Annotated in this window: 20 protein-coding genes; 11 read left to right on the forward strand and 9 right to left on the reverse strand. The window is 71.7% G+C overall.

What is annotated here, in order from left to right:
* Window positions 1-47: 47 nt before the first annotated feature.
* Complete coding sequence (locus Plo01_RS11020) at window positions 48-2,960, forward strand: M36 family metallopeptidase (protein ID WP_239316150.1); 2,913 nt, start codon at window positions 48-50, stop codon at window positions 2,958-2,960.
* Window positions 2,961-3,077: 117 nt separating this feature from the next.
* Here the strand turns inward: Plo01_RS11020 and Plo01_RS40920 are convergent, their stop codons facing one another.
* Window positions 3,078-5,525, reverse strand: coding sequence for an ABC transporter permease (locus tag Plo01_RS40920; RefSeq protein WP_203890453.1), 2,448 nt, complete (start codon window positions 5,523-5,525; stop codon window positions 3,078-3,080).
* A 199-nt stretch (window positions 5,526-5,724) separates the two neighbouring features.
* Here Plo01_RS40920 and Plo01_RS11030 point away from each other — a divergent pair, with 199 nt between their 5' ends.
* The 4 genes from Plo01_RS11030 (at window position 5,725) to Plo01_RS11045 (ending at window position 7,785) form a co-directional block, all read left to right on the forward strand.
* Window positions 5,725-6,024: a hypothetical protein gene (locus Plo01_RS11030; RefSeq protein WP_203890454.1), complete on the forward strand. Its 300-nt coding sequence runs from the start codon at window positions 5,725-5,727 to the stop codon at window positions 6,022-6,024.
* Window positions 6,021-6,350 carry a type II toxin-antitoxin system PemK/MazF family toxin gene (locus tag Plo01_RS11035; RefSeq protein WP_203890455.1) on the forward strand — a complete coding sequence of 110 codons (330 nt, stop codon included), beginning with the start codon at window positions 6,021-6,023 and terminating at the stop codon, window positions 6,348-6,350. Before Plo01_RS11030 ends, Plo01_RS11035 begins: the two co-directional genes overlap by 4 nt.
* Before the next feature lie 288 nt (window positions 6,351-6,638).
* Window positions 6,639-7,226 (forward strand): hypothetical protein, encoded by a 588-nt coding sequence (locus tag Plo01_RS11040; protein WP_203890456.1) that lies wholly within the window; start codon window positions 6,639-6,641, stop codon window positions 7,224-7,226.
* Window positions 7,210-7,785 carry an OmpA family protein gene (locus Plo01_RS11045; RefSeq protein WP_203890457.1) on the forward strand — a complete coding sequence of 192 codons (576 nt, stop codon included), beginning with the start codon at window positions 7,210-7,212 and terminating at the stop codon, window positions 7,783-7,785. The genes Plo01_RS11040 and Plo01_RS11045 overlap by 17 nt, the downstream gene beginning before the upstream one ends.
* A 99-nt stretch (window positions 7,786-7,884) precedes the next feature.
* Here the strand turns inward: Plo01_RS11045 and Plo01_RS11050 are convergent, their stop codons facing one another.
* Together Plo01_RS11050 and Plo01_RS11055 are read right to left on the reverse strand one after the other, a co-directional pair.
* Window positions 7,885-9,621, reverse strand: a complete 1,737-nt coding sequence (locus tag Plo01_RS11050) for a glycerol-3-phosphate dehydrogenase/oxidase (protein WP_239316154.1) — start codon at window positions 9,619-9,621, stop codon at window positions 7,885-7,887.
* Between the two features lie 261 nt (window positions 9,622-9,882).
* On the reverse strand, window positions 9,883-10,653 hold the full coding sequence (locus Plo01_RS11055; RefSeq protein WP_203890458.1) for a DeoR/GlpR family DNA-binding transcription regulator: 771 nt from the start codon (window positions 10,651-10,653) through the stop codon (window positions 9,883-9,885).
* A gap of 102 nt (window positions 10,654-10,755) precedes the next feature.
* Here Plo01_RS11055 and Plo01_RS11060 point away from each other — a divergent pair, with 102 nt between their 5' ends.
* The 4 genes from Plo01_RS11060 to Plo01_RS11075 are packed head-to-tail and all read left to right on the forward strand — an operon-like array spanning window position 10,756 to window position 14,892.
* Window positions 10,756-11,649, forward strand: a complete 894-nt coding sequence (locus tag Plo01_RS11060) for an SIS domain-containing protein (protein ID WP_203890459.1) — start codon at window positions 10,756-10,758, stop codon at window positions 11,647-11,649.
* Between the two features lie 29 nt (window positions 11,650-11,678).
* Window positions 11,679-12,821 carry an N-acetylglucosamine-6-phosphate deacetylase gene (gene nagA, locus Plo01_RS11065; protein ID WP_203890460.1) on the forward strand — a complete coding sequence of 381 codons (1,143 nt, stop codon included), beginning with the start codon at window positions 11,679-11,681 and terminating at the stop codon, window positions 12,819-12,821.
* 17 nt (window positions 12,822-12,838) lie between these two features.
* Window positions 12,839-14,032: a 1-phosphofructokinase family hexose kinase gene (locus tag Plo01_RS11070; protein ID WP_203890461.1), complete on the forward strand. Its 1,194-nt coding sequence runs from the start codon at window positions 12,839-12,841 to the stop codon at window positions 14,030-14,032.
* Window positions 14,033-14,067: 35 nt separating this feature from the next.
* Entirely contained in the window at window positions 14,068-14,892 is an 825-nt protein-coding gene (locus Plo01_RS11075; RefSeq protein WP_203890462.1) for a class II fructose-bisphosphate aldolase, read from the forward strand.
* A gap of 293 nt (window positions 14,893-15,185) precedes the next feature.
* On the opposite strand, the gene Plo01_RS11080 is transcribed toward Plo01_RS11075, so the two are convergent.
* On the reverse strand, window positions 15,186-16,304 hold the full coding sequence (locus Plo01_RS11080; RefSeq protein ID WP_203890463.1) for a GuaB3 family IMP dehydrogenase-related protein: 1,119 nt from the start codon (window positions 16,302-16,304) through the stop codon (window positions 15,186-15,188).
* A 67-nt stretch (window positions 16,305-16,371) separates the two neighbouring features.
* Complete coding sequence (guaB, locus tag Plo01_RS11085; protein WP_239316156.1) at window positions 16,372-17,853, reverse strand: IMP dehydrogenase; 1,482 nt, start codon at window positions 17,851-17,853, stop codon at window positions 16,372-16,374.
* 388 nt (window positions 17,854-18,241) lie between these two features.
* Between guaB and Plo01_RS11090 the strand changes: the two genes are divergently transcribed.
* On the forward strand, window positions 18,242-19,243 hold the full coding sequence (locus tag Plo01_RS11090; RefSeq protein WP_203890465.1) for a helix-turn-helix transcriptional regulator: 1,002 nt from the start codon (window positions 18,242-18,244) through the stop codon (window positions 19,241-19,243).
* A gap of 155 nt (window positions 19,244-19,398) precedes the next feature.
* A complete protein-coding gene (locus tag Plo01_RS11095; RefSeq protein WP_176728374.1) occupies window positions 19,399-19,776 on the forward strand; it encodes a DUF5319 family protein in 378 nt (125 codons plus the stop codon).
* Here Plo01_RS11095 and Plo01_RS11100 read toward each other — a convergent pair.
* From Plo01_RS11100 to groES, 4 genes are all read right to left on the reverse strand, one after another.
* On the reverse strand, window positions 19,737-19,967 hold the full coding sequence (locus Plo01_RS11100) for a hypothetical protein (RefSeq protein ID WP_203890466.1): 231 nt from the start codon (window positions 19,965-19,967) through the stop codon (window positions 19,737-19,739). The two genes, Plo01_RS11095 and Plo01_RS11100, sit on opposite strands and share 40 nt — an antisense overlap.
* Window positions 19,964-20,602, reverse strand: coding sequence for a sigma-70 family RNA polymerase sigma factor (locus Plo01_RS11105; protein WP_203890925.1), 639 nt, complete (start codon window positions 20,600-20,602; stop codon window positions 19,964-19,966). The genes Plo01_RS11100 and Plo01_RS11105 overlap by 4 nt, the downstream gene beginning before the upstream one ends.
* Before the next feature lie 331 nt (window positions 20,603-20,933).
* Complete coding sequence (groL, locus tag Plo01_RS11110; protein WP_203890467.1) at window positions 20,934-22,556, reverse strand: chaperonin GroEL; 1,623 nt, start codon at window positions 22,554-22,556, stop codon at window positions 20,934-20,936.
* A gap of 87 nt (window positions 22,557-22,643) precedes the next feature.
* Window positions 22,644-22,955: a co-chaperone GroES gene (gene groES, locus Plo01_RS11115; RefSeq protein ID WP_068921225.1), complete on the reverse strand. Its 312-nt coding sequence runs from the start codon at window positions 22,953-22,955 to the stop codon at window positions 22,644-22,646.
* Between the last annotated feature and the right edge of the window lie 135 nt (window positions 22,956-23,090).

Below are 23,090 nucleotides of genomic sequence, written 5' to 3' on the forward strand. Positions count from 1 at the left end.
TCCACGCGCGCCATGGCCAACGGCGGCCATCTCCCCCAGGAGGCACGGTGTCAAGCAAGCCCTGGTTACGTATCACCGTCGTCGCCGCAGCAGCGGCATCCCTCTCACTCCCCGCTCTCGCACTCCCCGGCGCCGCCCAGAACGGGCCCGCCGGGAAGACTCCCGACATCCACGACTTCCAGGCCGAGCAGCACGGCAAGCCGGACGTGGACAACCGGAGCGGCTCCGTCGCGCCACCGCAGGCACGGGCCAAGGCGGCCGGCGCCGCCACGATCCGCTGGAACGCTCTAGGCACACCCGCCGTCGTCACCGGTTCCGCGCCGCTGGCCGAGGGGCTCGGCGCCGATCCCGAGCAGGCGGCCCGGGCCTACCTGAAGGCCAACGAGAACCTCTTCGGCCTGGACGCCGCGGCCGTGGACGCGCTGGAGAAGGTCGCGGTCAACCCGATCGGGGGCGGCCACGCCGTACTGCTCCGGCAGAAGTTCGGCGACCTGCCCGCGGGTGTGGACGGGCAGGTGGCGGTCGGCGTCCGGGACGGCAAGGTCCTGCACGTCACCTCGACGCTCTCCCGCTCCACCGCCGCTCCCCCGGTCGCCGCGCTCACCGAGCAGCAGGCGCTGGAGGCCGCCGCCCGGGACGGCGGGATCGACCTGGCGACGGCGACCGTCAAGAAGGTCACCGCGGTGGCCGTGCCCGCGCCCGACGGCACGCACAGCGCCTACCAGGTGGTCCTGATCGGCGGCGGCGACGAGCCCGCCGCCTACACCACCCACGTGGACGCGGTCAGCGGCGCGATCCTGACCCGCGAGAACCTCGTGGACCATCACGCCGAACCGGACAACCCGCAGTGGGAGGTCTTCCCCGCCAACCCGCCGGCCGACTACTCCTCCACCGACACCCGCGCCCGGTGGTGCTACGTCCCCGGGCCGGGCTGCGACTACGTCGTCGGCGGCGATCCGGCGACGGGACGGGCCTGGGACGTCGACCACGCCACGAACACCCCGACGAACACCAGCATCGGCAACGCGGCCCGGACGTTCGAGAACCGCGCCAGCGGCGACCCGTTCACCGTCGGCACCCGCAGCAACGTGCTCACGCCGAGCCGGAACTACGTCTACCCGTGGACCAACCGCTGGTACACCGCCAAGTGCGACCCGGCCGTCTTCGACCAGCCGGGCGAGGCCGACCTGGAAGCCGCCATCGCCAACCTGCACGCCATGCACAACCGCATGCACGACTGGTCCTACCGGCTCGGCTTCACCGAGACGGCCTGGAACATGCAGGACGAGAACGGCGACCGCGGCGGTCTCGGCGACGACCCCGAGCAGGGCAACGCCCAGGCGGGCGCGCGGGTGCTGAGCGTGCGCGACAACGCCAACCAGATCACCGGTCCCGACGGGGTCGCGCCGATCACCAACATGTACCTCTGGCAGCCGATCGCGGGCGCCTTCTACGCGCCCTGCGTGGACGGCGACTACGACATGTCGGTCATCGGGCACGAGTACACCCACGCGATCTCCGGCCGCATGGTCGCCGGCCCGAACGCCGGGTGGAGCGGGGCCCAGCCCGGCGCCATGAACGAGAGCACCTCCGACCTGTTCGCCATGGAGTACCTGGCCGAGTACGGCTTCCGCCCCGCGGGCGACACGCCGTACGTGACCGGCGGCTACGTCACCGGCGACAAGAGGGCGGGCATCCGCAACTACGACATGTCCAACTCCCCGCTGAACTACAGCGACATCGCCTACGACCTCGTCGGCCAGCAGGTCCACGCCGACGGCGAGATCTGGTCGGCCACCCAGTTCGACGTGCGCGAGGCGTTCGTCAGGCGGTACGGCAAGGGCACCCCGGCCCTCCAGCGGGCGTGCGCCGACGGGAAGATCGCGGTCGACAAGTGTCCCGGCAACCGGCGCTGGGCGCAGCTGTCCTTCGACGCGCTGCTGCTGATGGCCTCCGGCGCGGTCAGCTACGTCGATCACCGGGACGCGCTGCTCGCGGCCGACGCCATCCGCTTCGGCGGGAAAAATCAGGACATCATGTGGCGGGCGTTCGCCGAGCACGGCCTCGGCGAGGGGGCGGCGAGCGTGAACCAGAACGACCCCGACCCCACCCCCAGCTTCGTCAACCCGACCGGCAAGAACGGCAAGCTCCGGCTCAAGCCGCTCGCCGACGCCTCCGGCGCCGCGCTCCGGCTCTACGTCGGCCACTACGAGGGCCGCGCCGTACCCGTCGCCGACACCGACCCGGACACCGAGCTCGGCGACACCGTGGAGATGACCCCGGGCCTGTACGACTTCCTGGTCGTCGGCGAGGGCTACGGGCACACCCGGATCAAGTTCGCGGTGCTGCCCGGCGTGACGCTCCCGCTCCCCCTGGCGCTGCCGAAGAACCTCGCCTCCACCGCGCTCGGCGCGACGGCGACGGGCGACGGCGTCAACCAGGCCCGGCTGATCGACGAGACCGAGGCGACGAACTGGGCCTCGCTCACCGGCGCGGTCGCCGGCAAGTCGGTCACCGTGGACCTGGCCGGATCCGACCCGGTCAAGGTCCGGCGGGTCCAGGTCAGCGCCATGCTCCGGCCGAACACCGGCGACTCCGCCGACCCCGGCGGCCAGAACCGCTTCAGCGCCCTGCGCGCCTTCGAGGTCCTGGCCTGCGACGCCGGCGCGAAGGACTGCTCATCCCCGGCGAACTTCTCGGTCGTCTACACCAGCCCGGCCGACGCCTTCTCCACCCGCCTGCCGCGCCCGCGCGGCGCCGATCTGATCATCAAGTCCTTCAAGATCCCGACGACCGCGGCCACCCACCTGGCCCTGCGCGTCGTCTCCACCCAGTGCACCGGCAACCCGCTCTACGCCGGTGAGCAGGACAACGACCCCAACTCCGCCACCGACTGCGGCACCGCCAGCCCGGCCCGCGAGCACGTCCGCGCCGCCGAGTTCCAGGCGTTCGCCCACTGACGGTCCACCCGGCCCGTCTCGTACGGCTCCCGCTCCGTCCCGGGGCGGGAGCCGTCCCGCGTGCGGCGTCCCTCACTCCCCTGCCCCGGCGCCACTCACCGCGCCGTCTCCTCGGCGTCACTCCGTCCGCAGCGCGTGGGCCAGGCTCAGCCGGGCGGCGGTCGCGGCGGGGCGGGCGGCGAGCAGGTTCATCGCCAGGAGCGTGACCGGGCCGATGAGCAGCAGCGCCCACGTGGGCACCGGGGGCACGTAGAACAGGGGCGTGTTCTCCGCGACGGCCTGCCACAGGACGCGCCCGAGGGCGAGACCGGTGGGCACGCCGAAGGCCAGGCCGATCACGGCGAGGGCGCCGGCCTGGGTGGCCACGCTCCACCGGGTCTGGGCGGGCGTCATGCCCAGCGCGCGGAGCACGGCGATGTCGTGGCGGCGGCGCCGTACGGCCGTCACCGACGTGTACCCGGCCGAGGCCAGGGCGAGGAGCGCGAGGAAGGCGCCGAGGGCGACGGGGAGCGCTCGGACGCCCTGGACCTCGGCGAGCTGTTTGGGCTTGAAGGACGACAACAATCCGATGTGGTCGCCGCCGGGAAGGGCACCGACCGTCTGGCGGAGCCGGGCGGTCGCCGCCGTGACGTCCGCACCGGGCCGGAAGGAGACGAAGCCCATGCGGATCTCGAAGGACGCGAACAGACTGTCGTAGCCGGCGGGAGTTACCAGGACGCCTTCGGAATAGGTGTTGGACGGTCCTTCGGGGACGAATCCGATGCCCGAGACCGTGAAGCCCCGGCCGCCCCGCGCGCCGGTGAGATGGATGCGCTCGCCGACATCGTCCTTGAGCACGCCGGTGTCCCTGAGCTTGCCGGCCGTGTCGACGGCCAGCATGATCTCCTGGTCGGAGGCGGGCAGCCGTCCGATCTTGAGCTCGATCGGCGGGGGCGTGCCGACGGCCGTGTAGTCGTATACCGGGAACGTGAGGTCGCCGGACGCGGCGCTGAAAAAGCGCCGGTCCTCCACTCCCGCCACGTCCGGGTCGCGGGCCAGCGCCGCCAGCACCCGCTCGGCGGGCCCGCTCTGACCGTTGACCCCCAGGAAGACCAGGAGGTCGTGGGTCTGGCCGTACCGGGCGGGATTGCTCGCGGCGTCGCTCACCCCGGCGGAGAAGGTCAGCGCGGCCATCACCCCCGCGATGCCCGCGGTGGATCCGATCAGAGCCGAGCGCACCGGCAGGGCGGTACGGCCGTGCCCACGTTCCAGGGCCAGGCGGAGACCGACCAGGACCGGCACCGGCCAGCCCATCCGGCCGACGGCCGCGGCGACCGCCGAACGGCTGGACGTGCCCGCGGGCTTGGCGGTGACGGTGAGCCAGGCGTACCCGCCCGCGCCCGCGGCGACCACGACGGGGACCGCCACCAGACCCGCGAGCAGGACCGGCCAGTCCAGGTCGAGGCCCGGACGGGGTTCGAAGTTGGCCGCGACGCCGATCGGCGTCCATCGGGAGGCCAGAGCCGCCCCTATGACGCCGAGCACCGCGCCGAGCAGGGCGGCCGCCGACGGGCCGAGCGCGGCGGCGACCACGGCCTGGCGGGGCGTGAGCCCGGCCGGGCCCAGGACCCGCAGCTCCGCGAGGGAGACGGCGACCAACCGGGCGGCGAACTGCCCGATCACCAGGGCGGCGGCCACCAGCGCGGACAGCCCGAACGCCAGCAGGGCGATCGCCTCGTACCGGACCAGCCGCTGATTGTGGCGGAGACCGTCGGCGAGGTTGTCCACCCGGATCTCCGGACGACCCGTGGCGGCCGCGAGCCGGCTGCGGAATTCGGCCAGGCCGCCCTCGCCGTCCTTCAGGCGAACCAAGGCGTTGGTGAATTTACTGCGCCGCGTCCCCAGGAAGTTGTCCTGATATTTCAGGAACAATCCCGGCGAGGGGATGGCGAAGCCCTCGCCGGTGGCGCTGCCGGATGTCTCACCGACGCGGTCGGCGAACCACGGCGAGCGGATGACCCCGACGATCCTCGCCGTGACGCGCGGGCCGTTCGCCCTGATCTGCGTGTTGCCGGTATTGGCCACGTCCGCCCGGAGATCGAGATCCGCCTCCTGCGGGGTGGCGAGGCGGATGACCACGGAGTCGCCGACGCCTTTGCCGTACCGCTCGACGAACCGGGCGGAGACCGCCATCTCGTCGGCGCGGGCCGGGTCGGGCAGCCGGCCGGCGAGGAGCACCGGCCGTTCGACGTCCCGCCAGACGGATGGGTCGACAGGCGGTACCGAGTCCCAGCCGAGGTGGACGCCCTCGATGTACATGGCCGCGGCGACGAAGGGCGCGACCCCGAGGACCCCCGGAATCGCCCGGACCTCGTCCCAGTCGAACCCCGGATCCTGGATCAGCACCTGAGCGTCCGCGGGCAGCGTGCCGGCGCGCAGCCGATCCAGGGCGCTCTCCCCGCGCCGCGATCCGGCCACCGCCGCCAGGACCGTGGCCAGGGAGAAGGCGACGAGCACGACCAGCGCGGCCAGGGACCGCCGGCGGCGGCGGAATTCGAGCCCCAGCCAGGCACGCGGGAACCTCACGGGCCCAATCTCCTCCGGACCGGCGTGCCCCGCCAGGGTGCTAGCCCCCCTGAAGCGACGGGCAGGCGGTGGCGGCCACCCGGGAGTCACCGAACCCGCCCACCGCAACGTCCTGCGGGACCCGCCGCCTATCGTCCACCGATAACGACTCGCAACCGAGAGAATGCAAAGAGTATTCAAGATGGTGCATCATGAACGCATGGAAGTCCGTCAGACCCCCGTCCCCTTGACCCAGCACGACCTGGAGTTCCTCGAGGCCGTCCGCACCCCCGGCAGTCCCGAGTACACAGTCGTGCGCCGCCTGGCGGGAGGTTCGCCGAAGCTGGAGAAATCCTCCGCCGTCGCGTTGCACGCCCTGATGAGCATCGCCCACAAAGCCGTCCTCGAAGAGGTCATGCTGGCCGGATACGCCATGCTCGCCGCCGCGCAGACCGGCAAGGACCATGCCGCCCATCGGGCGGCGTGGCACCGGGCCGCCGAAGTGGCCGGCCGGGAATGACGCCCGGCCATGAATGGCCGCTCCGCGGCCGTGTCTATATGACCGACCTCCGCGGGGAGCGGGGTGAGAAGCCGTACCTCATCGTGAGCAACAACGCCCGCAACCGGATCCTGCCGAGCTATCTCGCCGTACGGATCACCACCTCGCAGACGCCCCCGCTTCCCAGCATCGTCGAGATGGCGCCCGAAGATCCCGTGCCCGGGCGCGCGCTCTGCGACGACATCGTGATCCTCTTCCCCGAGGACCTCCGGCGCGACCTCGGGACACTCAGCCTGGAGACGATGACGCGCATCGGGCGCGGGCTGCAGCACGCGCTCGCCCTGTGACACGGCGGCTCCCGCGAGGGCGATGACGACCGGCGCCGCCGCCATGGGCGGTGTCCGCGCGGCAACCCGACGCGTCTTCACCGGAGAGGCGAAGAGCACCCTGGAGCGGGTCCGCCGGAGATACCGCGGTGGATTGACCCCCGCCGGGGACATACCGCGGAAAGTGGAGAACGATCTTCAATCTCGGGGTTGACGTCTACCGTGCGGCAGCGCATTAGCCTCGGTCGCGATGCAGACACGTCGAGGCTGCGAAGAGGCGGCAGGCGCCGCCGAGCCGGAAGGGGTGCCATGAAGAAGATCTCGATCCTGCTCGGGGCGGCACTGCTCACGGCGGGTTGCCAGTTCTCCCCGGGTTCCTCGCCCAGCGCTTCCGGCCCGCCCGCCCAGGCCGCGTCGAGCCAGCCGCCGTCCCAGCCGCCGTCCCAGCCCCCGCCCTCACCGTCGGCGGCGGCGGCGAGCCTCCCGGCCGAGCAGGTCATCGGCAGCCGGGAGATCACCGGGAACAACTGGTACAAGGTCCGCATCGACCTGTACTCCATCCAGCGACAGGAAAAGCTGATCACCGTCAACTTCGCGGCGACCGTGCTGGAGCACGATCGCGCCAGCGGATGGGACGTGGGGAGCGCGTTCTCCGCCGTTCCCTCCGACGTGCCCACGGTGGACGGCGTCTATCTCGTGGACACCAAGAACGCCAGGAAGCATCTGGTGGCCACGGACGCCGAGGGCAAGTGCCTGTGCAGCTCCGGCCTCGTGGAGATCGACACGGATCGGACGATCGTGTTCTCCGCCACGTTCGCCGCCCCTCCGGCGGATGTCGGCACGATGGACGTGTTCATTCCGCAGGCGGGGACGTTCAAGAATGTTCCGCTCGGTTAGCGCCGCACTGGCCGCACTGGCCGTCGCCGCGCCCTCTCCCGCCCCCACCCAGGACCCCGGCCCCGCGCCGGGACCGCCGGCGCGGGCGCCCATCGTCGAAATCCGCGCGCCCGTGGTCGACATCGAGCTCCGCGTCAGCGACCTGGAGGAGTCGATCATCGACGCGGACACCCCCGCCAGGAGCAGGATCACGATGGCGGCCGACATCCTGTTCGCCTTCGACAGGGCCACGCTCACGGCGAGGGCCGACAAGCAGCTGGCCCGGGCCGCCGCCACGCTCAAGCAGGAGGCGGGCGGCAAGCGGGTCCAGATCGACGGCCACACCGACGCCCGGGGCGAGGACGCCTACAACCTCGCCCTCTCCCTCAGACGCGCGAAGGCGGTGGAGCGAGCGCTCGCTCCGCTGGTGGAGGGGTCGGGCATCACCTTCACCGTCAAGGGCCACGGCGCCGCCGTCCCGGTCGCGGCCAACACGGCGCCCAACGAGTACGGCCAGATCGTCGACAACCCGAAGGGCCGCGCGAAGAACCGGCGCGTGGAGATCACCTTCTCCCGCTGAGGACCCGCGCGCCCCGGCCCCGGAGAAGGAACTCCGGCCCCCGGAGGAGACACCCCGGCGCGCCCCGCCCGGTCGCGCGCTCGCGGGCTCGCGGGCGCGTCAGACGGGGTCGGGGGTGGCGACGGGGACGATCTCGGGGGCGCCCAGCCGGATGGCGTCGGCCTCGTGGTCGGTGTCCTGCTCCTGGGAGAGGCGCTCGGCCTCGATGCGCTTGGTGTAGTACTCCACCTCGCGTTTGACCTGCTCGGCGTCCCAGCTCAGCGGTCCGGCCATCAGCTCGGCGACCTCCTCCGCCACGGCCAGGCCCCGGTGGAAGGTCTCGATGGAGATGTGGGTGCGCCGGGCCAGCACGTCGTTGAGGTGGCGGGCGCCCTCGTGGGTGGCGGCGTAGACGACCTCGGCGCGCAGGTGGTCGTCGGCCCCGGAGAGCGGGCAGGCGAGCGACGGGTCCCGCTCGATCAGCGTCAGCACTTCGTCGATCATGGAGCCGTACCGCTGGAGGAGGTGCTCGATCCGCGCCACGTGCAGCCCGGACGCCTGGGCCAGCCGCTGGCGGGAGTTCCACAACGCCTGGTACCCCTCCGCCCCGGCGAGCGGGATCCGGTCGGTGCACGAGGGCGGGACCCGCTGGTCCAGGCCGTGCGCCACGGCGTCCACCGCGTCGCGCGCCATGACCCGGTAGGTGGTGTACTTCCCTCCGGCGATCATGACCAGCCCGGGCACCGGATGGGCCACCACGTGCTCGCGGGAGAGCTTGGAGGTCTCCTCCGACTCCCCGGCCAGCAGCGGCCGGAGCCCGGCGTAGACGCCTTCGACGTCGTCGCGGGTGAGCGGGACCGACAGCACCTGGTTCACGTGCTCCAGCACGTAGTCGATGTCGGAGCGGGAGGCCGCGGGGTGGGCCCGGTCGAGATTCCAGCGGGTGTCGGTGGTCCCGATGATCCAGTGGCGGCCCCAGGGGATCACGAACAGCACCGACTTCTCCGTGCGGAGGATGATCCCGGTGAGGGAGTGGATGCGGTCACGCGGCACCACCAGGTGAACGCCCTTGGAGGCGCGCACGTGGATCTGGCCCCGCCCGCCGACCAGCTCCTGGATGTCGTCGGTCCAGACACCGGTGGCGTTGACCACCTGCCGCGCCCGCACCTGCCGCTCGGTCCCGGTCTCCAGGTCGCGCACCCGGACCCCGGTGACCCGCTCGCCCTCCCGCAGGAAGCCCACCACCTGCGCCCGCGAGGCGACGTGCGCCCCGTAGGTGGCGGCGGTGCGCAGCACGGTCATCACGTAGCGGGCGTCGTCGACCTGGGCGTCCCAGTACTGGACCGCCCCGGAGAAGGCGGTACGGCGCAGCGCCGGGGCCAGCCGCAGCGCCCGCGTGCGGGACAGGTGCCGGTGGCCGGGCACGCCGCGGGTGAACCCGAAGGAGAAGCCGAGCGAGTCGTACATCACCAGTCCGGCGCCGACGTAGGGCCGCTCCCAGCCGAGGTGGGTGAGCGGGAACAGGAACGGCACCGGCCGCACGAGGTGCGGGGCGATCCGCTGCAGCAGCAGGGCGCGCTCCTGCAGCGCCTCCCTGACCAGGTCGAAGTTGAGCTGCTCCAGATAGCGCAGCCCGCCGTGGATCAGCTTCGAGGACCGGGACGAGGTGCCCGAGGCGAAGTCGCGCGCCTCCAGCAGCCCGACGCTCAGCCCGCGCGTCGCCGCGTCGAGCGCGACCCCGGCGCCCACGATCCCGCCCCCGATCACCACCAGGTCGAGCTCCTGGGCGGCCATCTGCTCCAGTGCGGTGGACCGCTCGGCAGGACCAAGCCGTGCGGTGCCCATTCGCGCCGTCATGTTGACTCTCCCCGAGATGCGCCGGTCATTCTGTGCGAGATCCGGTCCCGGCCGGGGCCGGGAGCGGGACCCTGGAGTATCTACCCTTTCACGCCGAACGTCACTACTCACGAGTAGCGGGCGCGGACGAGATTCCCGCCACACCCGGCCTCACCCGGCAGCTCCCCCACCCCGTCGCGTCCCGCCGCTCCCGTCCCCGTCGCCCCCCGGGCGTCTCGCGTCCGCCCGCAGGATCAGCCGGCCGCCGGATCGCCCGGCCGGTCAGGCGCGGACGACCTTGACTCCCGCGTCGGTGAAACGGGCGGCGGCCTCCTCGGAGAGGCTCTCATCCGTGATCAGGGTGCCGAAGGCGTCGAGGGAGCAGATGCGCGCGAAGGCGCGGCGGCCGATCTTGGAGGCGTCGGCGACCACGATCACCTCGGCGGCGCGGCTGATCAGCAGGTTGTTGACGCTCGCCTCGCCCTCGTGATGGGCGAAGGCGCCCGCCTCGGCGTCGATCGCGTCCACCCCCAGGAACGCGACGTCCAGCGTGACCTGCTCCAGCACCGGCGCGGCCAGCGGCCCGATCAGCTCGTAGGACTGCGGCCTGGCCACCCCTCCGGTCAGGACGATCTTCACGTGCTGGCGGACCGTCAGCTCCGCGGCGATGTTCAGCGCGTTGGTGACGATGGTGAAACCGATCTCGGGATCCGCCCGGATCGCCAGGGCGCGGGCGACCTCCGAGGTGGTCGTGCCGCCGTTCATGCCGACGATCGCGCCGGGCGTCACCAGCTCGGCGGCGGCCTCGGCGATGCGCTGCTTCTCCCCCGCGTGCCGGGCGGTCTTGTACCGCAGCGGCAGGTCGTAGCTCACGCTCTGCGCGACGGCCCCGCCGCGCGTGCGCATGAGCATCTGCTGCTGGGCGAGCTGGTCGAAGTCGCGCCGGATCGTGGCCGTGGAGACGTCCAGCGACTCGGCGGCCCGCTCGACCGTCAGCCGGCCCTCCTGAGCGAGCAGTTCGAGGATCGCGTTCCATCGTTCGTATCGGCTCACGGGGAACAGATTGACACAACGATCAACCAAAACCTACCGATGCACAGTTATGCTCATTTTTGCTATAAATCAGTCATAAACAAACCACGTAGGAGGCTCGCCGTGATCACCCACACCGAGACAGAGATCGCGTCGCAGCCCGCCTGCTGGCGGCGCGCCGTCGGCGAGACCCTCGGCGATGTCCCGGCCGACGCCCTCCCCCGGCCCGGAGAGCGGGTGGCCGTGGTCGGCTGCGGCACCTCCTGGTTCATCGCCCAGACGTACGCCGTGCTCCGCGAGCGCGCGGGCCACGGCGAGACGGACGCCTTCGCCGCGTCCGAGGCGCCCGCGGGCCGCTCCTACGACCGGGTGCTCGCGCTGACCCGCTCCGGCACCACCACCGAGGTGCTGGACCTGCTCAAGAGCCTCAAGAGCGCCGCCGTCCGGACCACCGCGATCACCGCGGACCCGGACACCCCGGTCATGACCCTGGCCGACCGGGCCGTCGTCCTCGGCTTCGCCGACGAGAAGTCGGTCGTGCAGACCCGGTTCGCCACCACTCAGCTGGCCCTGCTCCGCGCCCACCTCGGCGAGGACCTGACCGGCGCGATCGCCGACGCCGAGCGCGCGATCGCCGAGCCCCTCTCCCCGGAACCTCTGTCCGCCGAGCAGTTCACGTTCCTGGGCAGCGGCTGGTCGTACGGCCTGGCCCTGGAAGCCGGGCTGAAGATGCGCGAGGCCTGCCGCGCCTGGACCGAGGCGTATCCCGCGATGGAGTACCGCCACGGCCCCATCAGCATCGCCGGGCCCGGCCGGATCACCTGGATGCTCGGCGAGGCCCCCGAGGGACTGCGCGACGAGGTCGAGGCCACCGGCGGCACGTTCCTGCACAGCCCGCTGGACCCGATGGCCGAGCTGGTGAGGGTCCAGCGGGTGGCCGTGGCCCGGGCGCTGGCCCGGGGCCTCAACCCGGACGAGCCGCGCCACCTGACCCGATCGGTGATCCTCTCCTCATAGGTCCTTCCGGGAGAGGAGAGGATTGTGCCATGACCATGACACTCGCCGACGCCCGCGTCGTGACCCCCGAGGGTGTGCACGACGGCTGGCTGACCATCGAAGACGGCCGCATCACCCACGTCGGCCAGGGAACCGCCCCGGGACCGGGCCGCAGTCTCGGCGGCCGGTACGTCGTGCCGGGCTTCGTCGACATCCACAACCACGGTGGGGCGGGCGGTTCCTTCCCGACGGGCGACCCGGACGAGGCGAGCCGGATCGCGGCCCTGCACGCCCGGCACGGCACCACCACCCTCGTCGCCAGTCTGGTCACCGCCTCCCTCGACAACCTGGCCAGGGCCACCTCCGCCCTCGCCGACCTGTGCGAGGACGGCCTGCTGGCCGGGATCCACTTCGAGGGCCCCTACATCGCCAAGGCCCGCTGCGGCGCGCACGACCCCGCGCTGCTGCGCGAGCCCTCGGTCCGGGAGTTCCGTGAGCTGCTGGCGGCGGGCCGTGGTCATGTGCGGATGCTCACCATCGCCTCCGAGCTGCCGGGGGCGCTGGACACCATCCGGGAGGCGGCGGCGAACGGCGTGATCGCCGCGCTCGGGCACAGCGACGCCGACTACGGGCGGACCATCGCGGGAATCGAGGCAGGCGCCCGCGTCGCGACGCACCTCTACAACGCCATGCCGCAGCTCGGGCACCGCGACCCCGGCCCGATCGCCGCCCTGCTGGAGGACGAGCGGGTCACGGTCGAGCTGGTCAACGACGGCGTTCACGTGCACCCGGCGATGCTCCGCCTCGCCTACCGGGCCGCGGGCGCGGGCCGTACGGCGCTCATCACCGACGCGATGGCGGCGGCCGGCGTGGGCGACGGGAGCTACGGCCTCGGCCCGCTGAAGGTCGACGTGGTGGACGGCGTGGCCCGGCTGGCGGACGGCCCCGGCGCCGGCTCCATCGCGGGCTCCACCCTGACCATGGACGTCGCCTTCCGCCGCGCCGTCCACGAGCTCGGACTGTCCCTGCCCGAGGCCGCCGAGGTCACCTCCCGCACCCCCGCCCGGGTGCTCGGTCTCTCCGACCAGCTCGGCTCCGTCTCCGCCGGCAGGCGGGCCGACCTGGTGGTCCTCACCGACGGCCTGGAGGTCGCCGGCGTCATGAGGCACGGCGCCTGGATCACCGAACCCTGACCGGAGCACGAATCTCGATGACCTCCTCACCGTCCGCCCCGCACACCGGGACGATCCTCACCGTCACGCTGAACCTGGCCCTCGACGTCACCTACGTGGCCGACGCCGTCGACTGGGACGGCGTCAACCGGGTGCGGACGGTGCACCGCAGGGCGGGCGGCAAGGGCGTCAACGTCGCCCGCGTGCTCGCGGCCCTCGGCTGGGACGTCCTGGTCACCGGCCTGGCGGGCGGCGTCGTCGGCGATGCCGTCCGGGCCGACCTCGCCGCGGCCGCCCTGCCCGCCGCCCTGACCCCCATCACCGGCGAGTCCCGCACCACCCTCGCCATCACCGACTTCGCCCCCCTCCCCCCGACGTCACCGAACACCGCCCCGGGCCACGCCCTCACCCACCCCACGCCAGGCCAGCCACCCGCCCTTCCCGCGCCCGCCGCTGCTTCACCGGGTGGCGACGCGGAGCGAGCCGCGCTGTGCCCTCGGCGGCGGACAGCGCTTTTCAACGAGCCGGGCCCCGTTGTGTCCGCCGGGGAACTGGACCGGTTCGTCGATGACTTCGAGGCCCGGCTCCGCTCCGGCGGGATCGCGGCCGTGGTGATCTCGGGGAGCATGCCGCGCGGCGTGCCCGCCGACTTCTACGCGATCCTCGCCCGCCGCGCCCGCGGCCACGGCATCCCGGTGATCGTGGACGCCGACGGGGAGGCGCTCCGGCACGCGCCCTCCGGACGGCCCTCGATCGTCAAACCCAACATCGAGGAACTCGCCCGAGCCCTGGCACCGACACCGACGGTCCCGGCATCGGAAACGCCATCGGCATCGGCATCGGCATCGGCATCGGCATCGGAGGGAAGCTTCCACGGAGCAGGGCCCCCCGGCCCGCGGGAGGCGCTGCTCGGCGCCGAGGCGCTCCGGGCGGCCGGGGCCGAAGCGGTCGTCGTCTCCCTCGGGGCGGACGGGCTGCTGGCCGTGACACCCGAGGGCGCCTGGCGGGCCGCCATGCCGTACCGGGTCGAGGGGAACCCCACCGGGGCCGGGGACGCCCTGGTCGCGGGGCTCGCCCTGGGCCTGGTGGAGGGCACGCCCTGGCCGGAGCGGCTGCGCAGAGCAGCGGCCCTGGGCGCGGCGGCGGTGGCCGCGCCGGTCGCCGGGGACATCGACCGGGATGTGCTCCGGGCGGTCTCCCCGCAGATCCGGATCGAACCGGTGCACCCGTAGCCCGACCACCCGGTGAACTACACGAAAGGCCCAGCATGCCTGTTGTCGGCATAGGCGACATCGTCCGGGACGCCCCGGCGGGCGTCGGCGCGTTCAACGTCATCCAGCTCGAACACGCCGAGGCGATCGTCGCCGGGGCGGAGGCCGCCGGTGCCCCGGTCGTCCTGCAGATCAGCGAGAACTGCGTCCGTTACCACGGTGCCCTCGCCCCCATCGCCGCCGCCTCGCTCGCCGTGGCCCGGGCCTCCTCGGTCAGCGTGGCCGTCCATCTCGACCACGCCACCGACCGCGCGCTCGTCGAGGAGGCGGTCGAGCTGGGGATCGGCTCGGTGATGTTCGACGCGTCCGCGCTGCCCGACGAGGAGAACACGGCGCTGACCGCCGAGGTCGCCGCCTGGTGCCGCCGGCGGGACGTGTGGGTGGAGGCCGAGCTCGGCGAGATCGGCGGGAAGGACGGCGCGCACGCCCCCGGCGCGCGGACCCGCCCGCACGAGGCGGTCGACTACGTGGCGCGCACGGGCGTCGACGCCCTCGCCGTGGCGGTCGGCAGCTCCCACGCCATGACGACCCGCGACGCCGTGCTCGACCTCGCGCTGATCGCCGAACTGCACGCCGCCGTCCCGGTCCCCCTGGTGCTCCACGGCTCCTCCGGAGTGCCGGACGAAACTCTGCGCGCCGCCGTACGGCGCGGCATGAAGAAGGTCAACGTCGCCACCCACCTGAACAGGGCCTTCACCCGGGCGATCCGCGACCGCCTGGCCGCCGACGAGAAGCTTGTCGATCCCCGTAAGTACATGAGGGAGGCCCGTACGGCCGTCGCCGCCGAGGTCACCCACCTCCTCGGCGTGCTCGCGGGCTGATCGCCGCCCACCGGCGCCGGACCACGCCGTCCCCCTCCTCGCCGACCCGGCGTCGAGCAGGAAACCGGCGGAGCGACGAGTGAGCCGGGGCGATCCGGCGCTCTGCGCAAGGGCCGCGCGAGCGAGGCAGACGCCGTGACGCCCCAGCAGAAGAGACCGTGACGCCCCAGGAGAAGACGAAGGGACGCCCCGGGAGAAGACGAAGGGACGCCCCGGGAGAAGACGAAGGGACGCCCGGCCCACGAGGCCGTGCGTCCCTTCGGCGTTTCCGTCCGGTGGTCCCGGGCGGCGGGTCAGGGCTGCTGCGGGGCCACGACGACCTCGACCCGCTGGAACTCCTTCAGGTCGGAGTAGCCCGCGGTGGCCATCGTGCGGCGCAGCGCGCCCATCAGGTTCATCGAGCCGTCGGCGACCGAGGACGGGCCGTGCAGGATCTGCTCCAGCGTGCCGACCGTGCCGAACTCGACCCGCTTGCCGCGCGGCAGCTCGGGGTGCTGCGCCTCCGAGCCCCAGTGGAAGCCCCGGCCGGGCGCCTCGGTCGCGCGGGCCAGCGGCGAGCCGACCATGACCGCGTCGGCGCCGCACGCGATGGCCTTGGCGATGTCGCCGGAGGTGCCCATGCCGCCGTCGGCGATGACGTGGACGTACCGGCCGCCGGATTCGTCCATGTAGTCGCGGCGGGCCGCGGCCACGTCGGAGATCGCGGTGGCCATCGGCACCACGACGCCCAGCACGGTGCGGGTGGTGTGCGAGGCGCCGCCGCCGAAGCCGACGAGCACGCCGGCCGCGCCGGTCCGCATCAGGTGCAGCGCCGCGGTGTAGGTGGCGCAGCCGCCGACGATCACCGGGACGTCGAGCTCGTAGATGAACTGCTTGAGGTTCAGCGGCTCGGCCCGGCCGGAGACGTGCTCGGCGGAGACCGTGGTGCCGCGGATCACGAAGATGTCCACACCCGCGTCGATGACGGCCTTGTGGTGCTGGACCGTGCGCTGCGGGGACAGGCGGACGGCGGTGGTCACCCCGGCCGCGCGGATCTCCTCGATGCGGCGGCCGATCAGCTCGTCCTTGATCGGAGCGTTGTAGATCTCCTGCAGGCGCCGGGTCGCCGCCTCACCCTTGAGCCCGGCCACCTCCTCCAGCAGCGGTTCCGGGTCCTCGTAGCGGGTCCACAGACCCTCGAGGTCCAGTACGGCCAGGCCGCCGAGCCGCCCGACCTCGATCGCGGTCTTCGGGGAGACCACGCTGTCCATGGGGCTCACCACGAGCGGCAGGTCGAACCGGTAGGCGTCGATCTGCCAGGCGATCGAGACCTCCTCCGGGTCCCGGGTCCGCCGGGACGGGACGATGCCGATCTCGTCGAGCGCGTAGGCCCGGCGGCCGTTCTTGCCGCGGCCGATCTCCACCTGAGTCATATGTCTGTCTTTCCCATTTCATGCGAGTACGGCTCCCGCCGTCGGGGCGGAAGCCGTACGAGGAAACCTATCGACGGTGGTAGTTCGGGGCCTCGACCGTCATCTGGATGTCGTGCGGGTGGCTCTCCTTGAGGCCCGCGGCCGTGATCGGCATGAGCTCGCACCTGGTGTGCATGTCCCCGATGGTGCGGCACCCGGAGTACCACATGCCCTGGCGCAGGCCGCCGACGAGCTGGTGGGCGACCGCCGCGACCGGACCGCGGTAGGGGACCTGACCCTCGATGCCCTCGGGGATGTACTTGTCCTCGCCGCCGACGTCGGCCTGGGCGTAGCGGTCCTTGCTGAAGGAGGCGCCGCCGCGCTCGCGGTTGCGGACCGCGCCGAGCGAGCCCATGCCGCGGTAGGACTTGAACTGCTTGCCGTTGATGAAGATCAGCTCGCCGGGCGACTCCTCGCAGCCGGCCAGCAGCGAGCCGAGCATCACGGTGTCGGCGCCGGCCGCGATGGCCTTGACGATGTCCCCGGAGTACTGCAGGCCGCCGTCGCCGATCACCGGCACGCCCGCCGGGCCGCAGGCCAGCGAGGCCTCGTGGATGGCCGTCACCTGCGGGGCGCCGACGCCGGCGACCACGCGGGTGGTGCAGATGGAGCCGGGGCCGACGCCGACCTTGACCGCGTCGGCGCCCGCGTCGATCAGCATCTGGGCGCCCGCCCGGGTGGCGATGTTCCCGCCGATCACATCGATCCGGCTGTTGGCCTTCATCTTGGCGATCATGTCGGCGAGGCCCTTGGAGTGGCCGTGCGCCACGTCCACGACGACCACGTCGACGCCCGCCTCGATCAGGGCCATCGCCCGCTGCTCGGCGTCACCGCCGACGCCGATGGCCGCCCCCACGACAAGCCGGCCGTCGGCGTCTTTGGTGGCGAGCGGATACTGCTCGCTCTTGGTGAAGTCCTTGACCGTGATCAGACCGCGGAGCCTGCCGTCCGCGTCGACCAGCGGGAGCTTCTCGATCTTGTTCTTCCCGAGCAGGTCGAAGGCGTCGTCCCTGGAGACCCCGACCGGCGCGGTGACCAGCGGCATCGCGGTCATGACCTCGCGCACGGGACGGCCGTGGTCGTTCTCGAAACGCATGTCGCGGTTGGTGACGATGCCGACCAGCACGCCGTCCGCGTCGGTCACCGGGACGCCGGAGATCCGGTAGGTGGCGCACAGCCGCTCGACCTCGGCGAGCGTGTCGTCCGGGGAGCAGGTGACCGGGTTGGTGACCATCCCGGCCTCGGAGCGCTTGACGAGGTCGACCTGCCGGGCCTGGTCCTCGATGGAGAGGTTGCGGTGCAGGATGCCGATGCCGCCCTGACGGGCCATGGCCACGGCCATCCGGGCCTCGGTGACGGTGTCCATCGCCGCGGAGATGAGCGGGATCCGCAGGGTGATGTTGCGGGACAGACGGGTGGCTGTGTCGGCCTCACCGGGCTGAAGGTCCGAATACGCGGGCACCAGAAGCACGTCGTCGAACGTGAGCCCCTGCTCGGTGAACTTGGCCATTTCCAACCCTCCTGCCACGGCGCGCTATGGGTGGGGAGAGGCGCCGGTCCCCGGGGCACAGTTTAGAGCCTGGTGCCAAACGGACGGATGGCAGGGGAAAGACCCGAGGGACCGAGCGGTCGGTGACCCGCTCGGTCCCTCGGTCACCGGCAACACCAGCGGGACGCCTTCCACCGCCGAACCCCCCTCCGTGTCCGAACGGCGACGTCACACGCTCACGGTGCCGACGCTGAGTCAAGAGTGCGTCACCATGCGTCGGCATGCAATGGGCAAAGGTGCAATTGCACGAAGTTGCACCCGGGATCTACCAGTCCGTGCAAGACCCGGACAGGGCAAGCTCTCCGAGTTATCCTCGCGGGAGTCGTGTCACTTCAGGAGCCCCCCGCCGATGCGTACCGACTCACCTGATCCCCTGGAGGCGCTGGGTCTCACGTCGGCCCAGACCGCCCTGTACAACGCGGTTCTCCGCCTCCACCGCGCCACCTGCGCCGAACTGGCCGAGGCCACCGACCGCCCGCCCGGGCCGCTGGGCCGCGAGCTGACCACGCTGGTACGGCTCGGCGTGATCGACGAGCAGGCCGGAGAGTACCTCGCCCGGCATCCCGCCGCCGCCCTGGGCCGTCTGATCGCCGAGCGGCTGGACCACCTCGCCGAGGAGAGCCGCCGGATCGACAGCGTCCTCGGCTCCATCCGCGGCCTCATCCACCAGTACGACGCCGGCCGCGACTACCAGAACGGGCAGTTCCCGGTCGAGCTGGTCGGCGGGGCCGACGAGCTCTACGAGAGCGTGATCGGCATGGCGGTCCAGGCTCCGCCGCTGGAGCTGCTCTCGGCCGTGCCCGACCTGCGGACGATGAGCGACTTCACCCACCGCTACGCCGACCAGTGGATCTCGACGCACCATCGCGGCCTGCTCTCCTGCCGGACCGTCATCCCGGTGGGCGCGCTGGAGATCCCCGGCATCCGGGACAAGCTCGTGGAGTTCGAGCAGGCGGGGGCCATGGTCCGGACCCTCCCCTCGGTTCCGAGCTGGTTCCTCGTCGCCGGCTCCGACACCGCGGGCATGCCCGCCCAGTGGGGCGGGGCCCTGGCCGAGAACGCCTACAACTTCTATCTGGTCCGGGCGGCCGTGGTGGTGGCCGCGCTCCGCACCCTGTTCGAGGAGCTGTGGGCCCGGGCCGCGCCGCTGCCGTGGTCGCGCTCCGCCGACGCCGCGGTGCGCGTCCTCCGGCTGGCCGCCCAGGGAGTCGGCGACGAGATGATCGCCCGGAAGCTGGGGATCTCGGTGCGGACGGTCCGCGCCCGCTTCGCCGAGGCGATGGCCGAGCTCGGCGCCCAGTCGCGGTTCCAGGCGGGGGTGGAGGCGGCGCGACGGGGCTGGCTCGTCTAGATCGTGCCCGGCGGATCGGCCCGCGTGGACGGCGGGGTCGTGCCCGGCGGATCGGCCCGCGTGGACGGCGGGGTCGTGCCGGGCGCCCCCGTCCGGAGGCCCGTGTTCGCGGGGTTCCCCGTATGCCGCTTGCGTGAAGGCCATAAAGTGGGATCGTGCTGGAAGACGTCCCACGCGACCCGTTCGCGGACGACCCCGACGACCCGGCTGCGGCGCTGGGCGAGCCCGACGATCCCGAGCCCCTGACGCCCGCCGAACGCGACGAGGCCATCACCGACCTCGCCGACGTGGAGGTCTTCCGCGCCCTGCTCGAACCCCAGGGCATCTCCGGCCTGGTCCTCGACTGTCCCGAGTGCGGCGAGCGCCACTACTTCGACTGGGACCTGCTGCGCGGCAACCTCCGCCAGATGATCGAGAACGGCCAGCCGCAGGTTCACGAGCCCGCCTATCAGCCCAACCCCTCGGCCTACGTGAGCTGGGACTACGCCCAGGGCTACGCGGACGGCGTGATCGACACCGAAGAGCAGCGCTGATCGGAGGGGCCGCACTGGTCGACGTCGTCGATCAGCGCCAGCAGCAGCCTGACGGCCTCGTCGTTCCCGGCGGCCTCTGAGACGGGCCGCCTGAGCGACAGGGCCTGGATGACGGCCTCGGCCTCGGATACCGCCGGATCCTCCTCCGGCCCGTATCTCCGGGCCGGACGTCGCGGGTGGACAGCGGTCAAGCTATCGACTCCAGCTCCGCCATCGCCCGCAGCCGGGCCAGCGCCCTGTGCTGGGCGACGCGAACCGCACCTGGTGACATGCCCAGTACATTACCGGTCTCCTCCGCAGACAGACCGGACACCACCCGTAACATCAGCAGCTCACGCTGATTGTCCGGGAGCCGGGACAGCAGCCGGCGCGCGTGCTCGGCCTCGATGTAGCGGACCACGGTCTCCTCCGGGCCGGGGCCCTCGTCGGGTCCGTCGGGAAGGTCCTGCGTCGGCACGGCGGAGCGCACGGAGCTGCGCAGCGCGTCGGCCACCTTGTGAGAGGCGATTCCGAAGACGAAGGATGCGAAGGGGCGTCCCATGTCACGGTATCTGGGCAGCGCGGACAGAACCGCGATGCACACTTCCTGGGCCACGTCGTCGGCAATGTGATATTGACCGGAAACCCGGCCGAGACGAGCACGGCAATAGCGCACCACCATCGGTCGCAGCTGCGCGAGCAAGGATTCGATCGCGGTGCGATCCCCCTGAACGGCGAGGCTTGTCAGATCTTTGAGGTCATCCCTGTGGGCTGCCCCGTCAGATCTCGTCGCAAGCCTTACCCCACTTTTGGCGTCGGCGACGCATCCCTCGGTCACGTTAGGCATGATGCCCGCCCTGATCGGGCGTGTCGTCATAGCGAACGGCTACGGATTGGTCACATTGGGGCGGAGGTAGCGGAGCGTAATCAAATGACGACAGAAGGGCCTTTAATATGCCCTGATATTTCACCCGATCGTCATATATGTCGGCTATTTGTGATAACCAAGCGCATGCGGGAGCGCAAATCGGATGACGACGCGCTGCACCCTCTTTTGGTTTACCGCAAAACGCAACGGCCCGCCCCTCTTTCGAGGCGCGGGCCGTACGGGTCGATCGACCGGAGCCGCGCGGGTCGGACGGGCGGTGACGCGCGCCCTCCCCGCGGATCCCGGAAGATCAGTGGCCGTGACCGTGGCCGTGGCCGTGACCGGCGGCGGCCGGGGACTCCTCCTCGGGCTTGTCCACCACGAGGGCCTCGGTCGTCAGCAGCATGCCGGCGATGGAGGCCGCGTTCTGGACGGCCGAGCGGGTGACCTTGACCGGGTCGATGACGCCCTGGGCGATCAGGTCGCCGTACTCGCCGGAGGCGGCGTTGAGGCCGTGGCCGACGGGCAGGTCGGAGACCTTGGAGGTCACGACGTAGCCCTCGAGGCCGGCGTTCTCGGCGATCCAGCGGGCCGGCTCGACGAGCGACTTGCGGACCACGGAGACACCGGTCGCCTCGTCGCCGGACAGACCCAGGTCGTCCAGGACCTTGGAGACGTGCACGAGCGCGGAGCCGCCGCCGGAGACGATGCCCTCCTCGATCGCGGCGCGGGTGGCGGAGATGGCGTCCTCAAGGCGGTGCTTCTTCTCCTTGAGCTCCACCTCGGTGGCCGCGCCGACCTTCAGCACGCAGACACCGCCGGACAGCTTGGCCAGACGCTCCTGGAGCTTCTCACGGTCCCAGTCGGAGTCGGACTGCTCGATGGCGAGCTTGATCTCCTTGACGCGGTCCGCGATCGCCTGGGCGTCGCCGGAGCCGTCCACGACCGTGGTGGCGTCCTTGGTGATCACGACGCGGCGGGCGGTGCCGAGCACCTCGGTGCCCACGTGCTCCAGCTTGAGGCCGACCTCCTCGCTGACGACCTGGCCGCCGGTGAGGATGGCGATGTCCTGCAGCATGGCCTTGCGGCGGTCACCGAAGCCCGGCGCCTTGACGGCGACGGAGGTGAAGGTGCCGCGGATCTTGTTGGTGACCAGGACGGCCAGGGCCTCGCCCTCGACGTCCTCGGCGATGACGAACAGCGCCTTCTTGGTCTGGGCGACCTTCTCCAGCAGCGGCAGGAAGTCCGCGACGGAGGAGATCTTGCCCTGGTGGATCAGGATGTAGGGGTCCTCCAGGACCGCCTCCATCCGCTCCTGGTCGGTCACCATGTAGGGCGACAGGTAGCCCTTGTCGAACTGGAGACCCTCGGTGAACTCCAGTTCCAGGCCCATGGTGTTGGACTCTTCGACGGTGATGACACCGTCCTTGCCCACCTTGTCGAACGCCTCGGCGATCAGGTCGCCGATCTTGGCGTCCTGCGCGGAGATGGTCGCGACGTTCGCGATCTCCTTCTTGTCGGCGACCGGGCGGGCGGACTCGATCAGCTTGTCGCTGACGGCCTTGGCCGCGAGGTCGATGCCGCGCTTGAGGGAGAGCGGCGAGGCGCCGGCGGCCACGTTGCGCAGACCCTCGCGGACCATCGCCTGGGCGAGGACGGTCGCGGTGGTCGTGCCGTCACCGGCGATGTCGTTGGTCTTGGTGGCCACTTCCTTGGCGAGCTGGGCGCCGAGGTTCTCGTACGGAGCCTCCAGCTCGACCTCGCGGGCGATGGTGACGCCGTCGTTGGTGATGGTCGGCGCACCGAACTTCTTGTCGATGACGACGTTGCGGCCACGCGGGCCGAGGGTCACCTTGACAGCGTCCGCGAGGGCGTTGACGCCGCGCTCGAGCGCGCGGCGCGCGTCCTCGTCGAACGACAGGATCTTCGGCATGACAATCCTCCTAAAAGTACGTCGGCGCATCAAAGCCCCGGGTGCGACAGCAGCCCGGGGCTCGATGCGTCATCTCTGAAGCGTGGATTACTTCTCGATGATGGCGAGCACGTCACGGGCGGAGAGCACGAGGTACTCCTCGCCGCCGTACTTCACCTCGGTGCCGCCGTACTTGCTGTAGAGGACGACGTCGCCCTCGTTGACGTCGAGAGGGATGCGCTTGGCGCCGCTCTCGTCCCAGTTGCCGGGGCCCACCGCGAGGACCTTGCCCTCCTGCGGCTTCTCCTTGGCGGTGTCCGGGATGACCAGGCCGGAAGCGGTGGTCTGCTCCGCCTCGAGCGGCTGGACCACGATGCGGTCGCCGAGCGGCTTAACGGGAACCTTGGTGGCGGTCGTCACGTCGGACCTCCCCTTCAGATTTGAATGATCTAGAAGAGGCGACCAGCGGTCTGCCGTCGCGGGTGTCAGACCTGCCTCGTCGCATGGATTTGGCACTCTCACCGGGAGAGTGCCAATACGGAACAGTATGCAAGG

The sequence above is a fragment of the Planobispora longispora genome (assembly GCF_016863135.1).
In the GTDB taxonomy this organism is placed as follows: Bacteria; Actinomycetota; Actinomycetes; order Streptosporangiales; family Streptosporangiaceae; genus Planobispora; species Planobispora longispora.

Coding starts and splice junctions, on each gene's coding strand:
- Plo01_RS11070 (WP_203890461.1), top strand. CDS start 12,839: ATGACCTCCTCACCGTCCGCCCCGCACACCGGGACGATCCTCACCGTC.
- Plo01_RS11105 (WP_203890925.1), bottom strand. CDS start 20,602: ATGCCTAACGTGACCGAGGGATGCGTCGCCGACGCCAAAAGTGGGGTA.
- Plo01_RS11035 (WP_203890455.1), top strand. CDS start 6,021: ATGACGCCCGGCCATGAATGGCCGCTCCGCGGCCGTGTCTATATGACC.
- Plo01_RS11030 (WP_203890454.1), top strand. CDS start 5,725: ATGGAAGTCCGTCAGACCCCCGTCCCCTTGACCCAGCACGACCTGGAG.
- Plo01_RS11075 (WP_203890462.1), top strand. CDS start 14,068: ATGCCTGTTGTCGGCATAGGCGACATCGTCCGGGACGCCCCGGCGGGC.
- Plo01_RS11040 (WP_203890456.1), top strand. CDS start 6,639: ATGAAGAAGATCTCGATCCTGCTCGGGGCGGCACTGCTCACGGCGGGT.
- nagA (WP_203890460.1), top strand. CDS start 11,679: ATGACCATGACACTCGCCGACGCCCGCGTCGTGACCCCCGAGGGTGTG.
- Plo01_RS11045 (WP_203890457.1), top strand. CDS start 7,210: ATGTTCCGCTCGGTTAGCGCCGCACTGGCCGCACTGGCCGTCGCCGCG.
- groL (WP_203890467.1), bottom strand. CDS start 22,556: ATGCCGAAGATCCTGTCGTTCGACGAGGACGCGCGCCGCGCGCTCGAG.
- Plo01_RS11050 (WP_239316154.1), bottom strand. CDS start 9,621: ATGACGGCGCGAATGGGCACCGCACGGCTTGGTCCTGCCGAGCGGTCC.
- guaB (WP_239316156.1), bottom strand. CDS start 17,853: ATGGCCAAGTTCACCGAGCAGGGGCTCACGTTCGACGACGTGCTTCTG.
- Plo01_RS11090 (WP_203890465.1), top strand. CDS start 18,242: ATGCGTACCGACTCACCTGATCCCCTGGAGGCGCTGGGTCTCACGTCG.
- Plo01_RS11080 (WP_203890463.1), bottom strand. CDS start 16,304: ATGACTCAGGTGGAGATCGGCCGCGGCAAGAACGGCCGCCGGGCCTAC.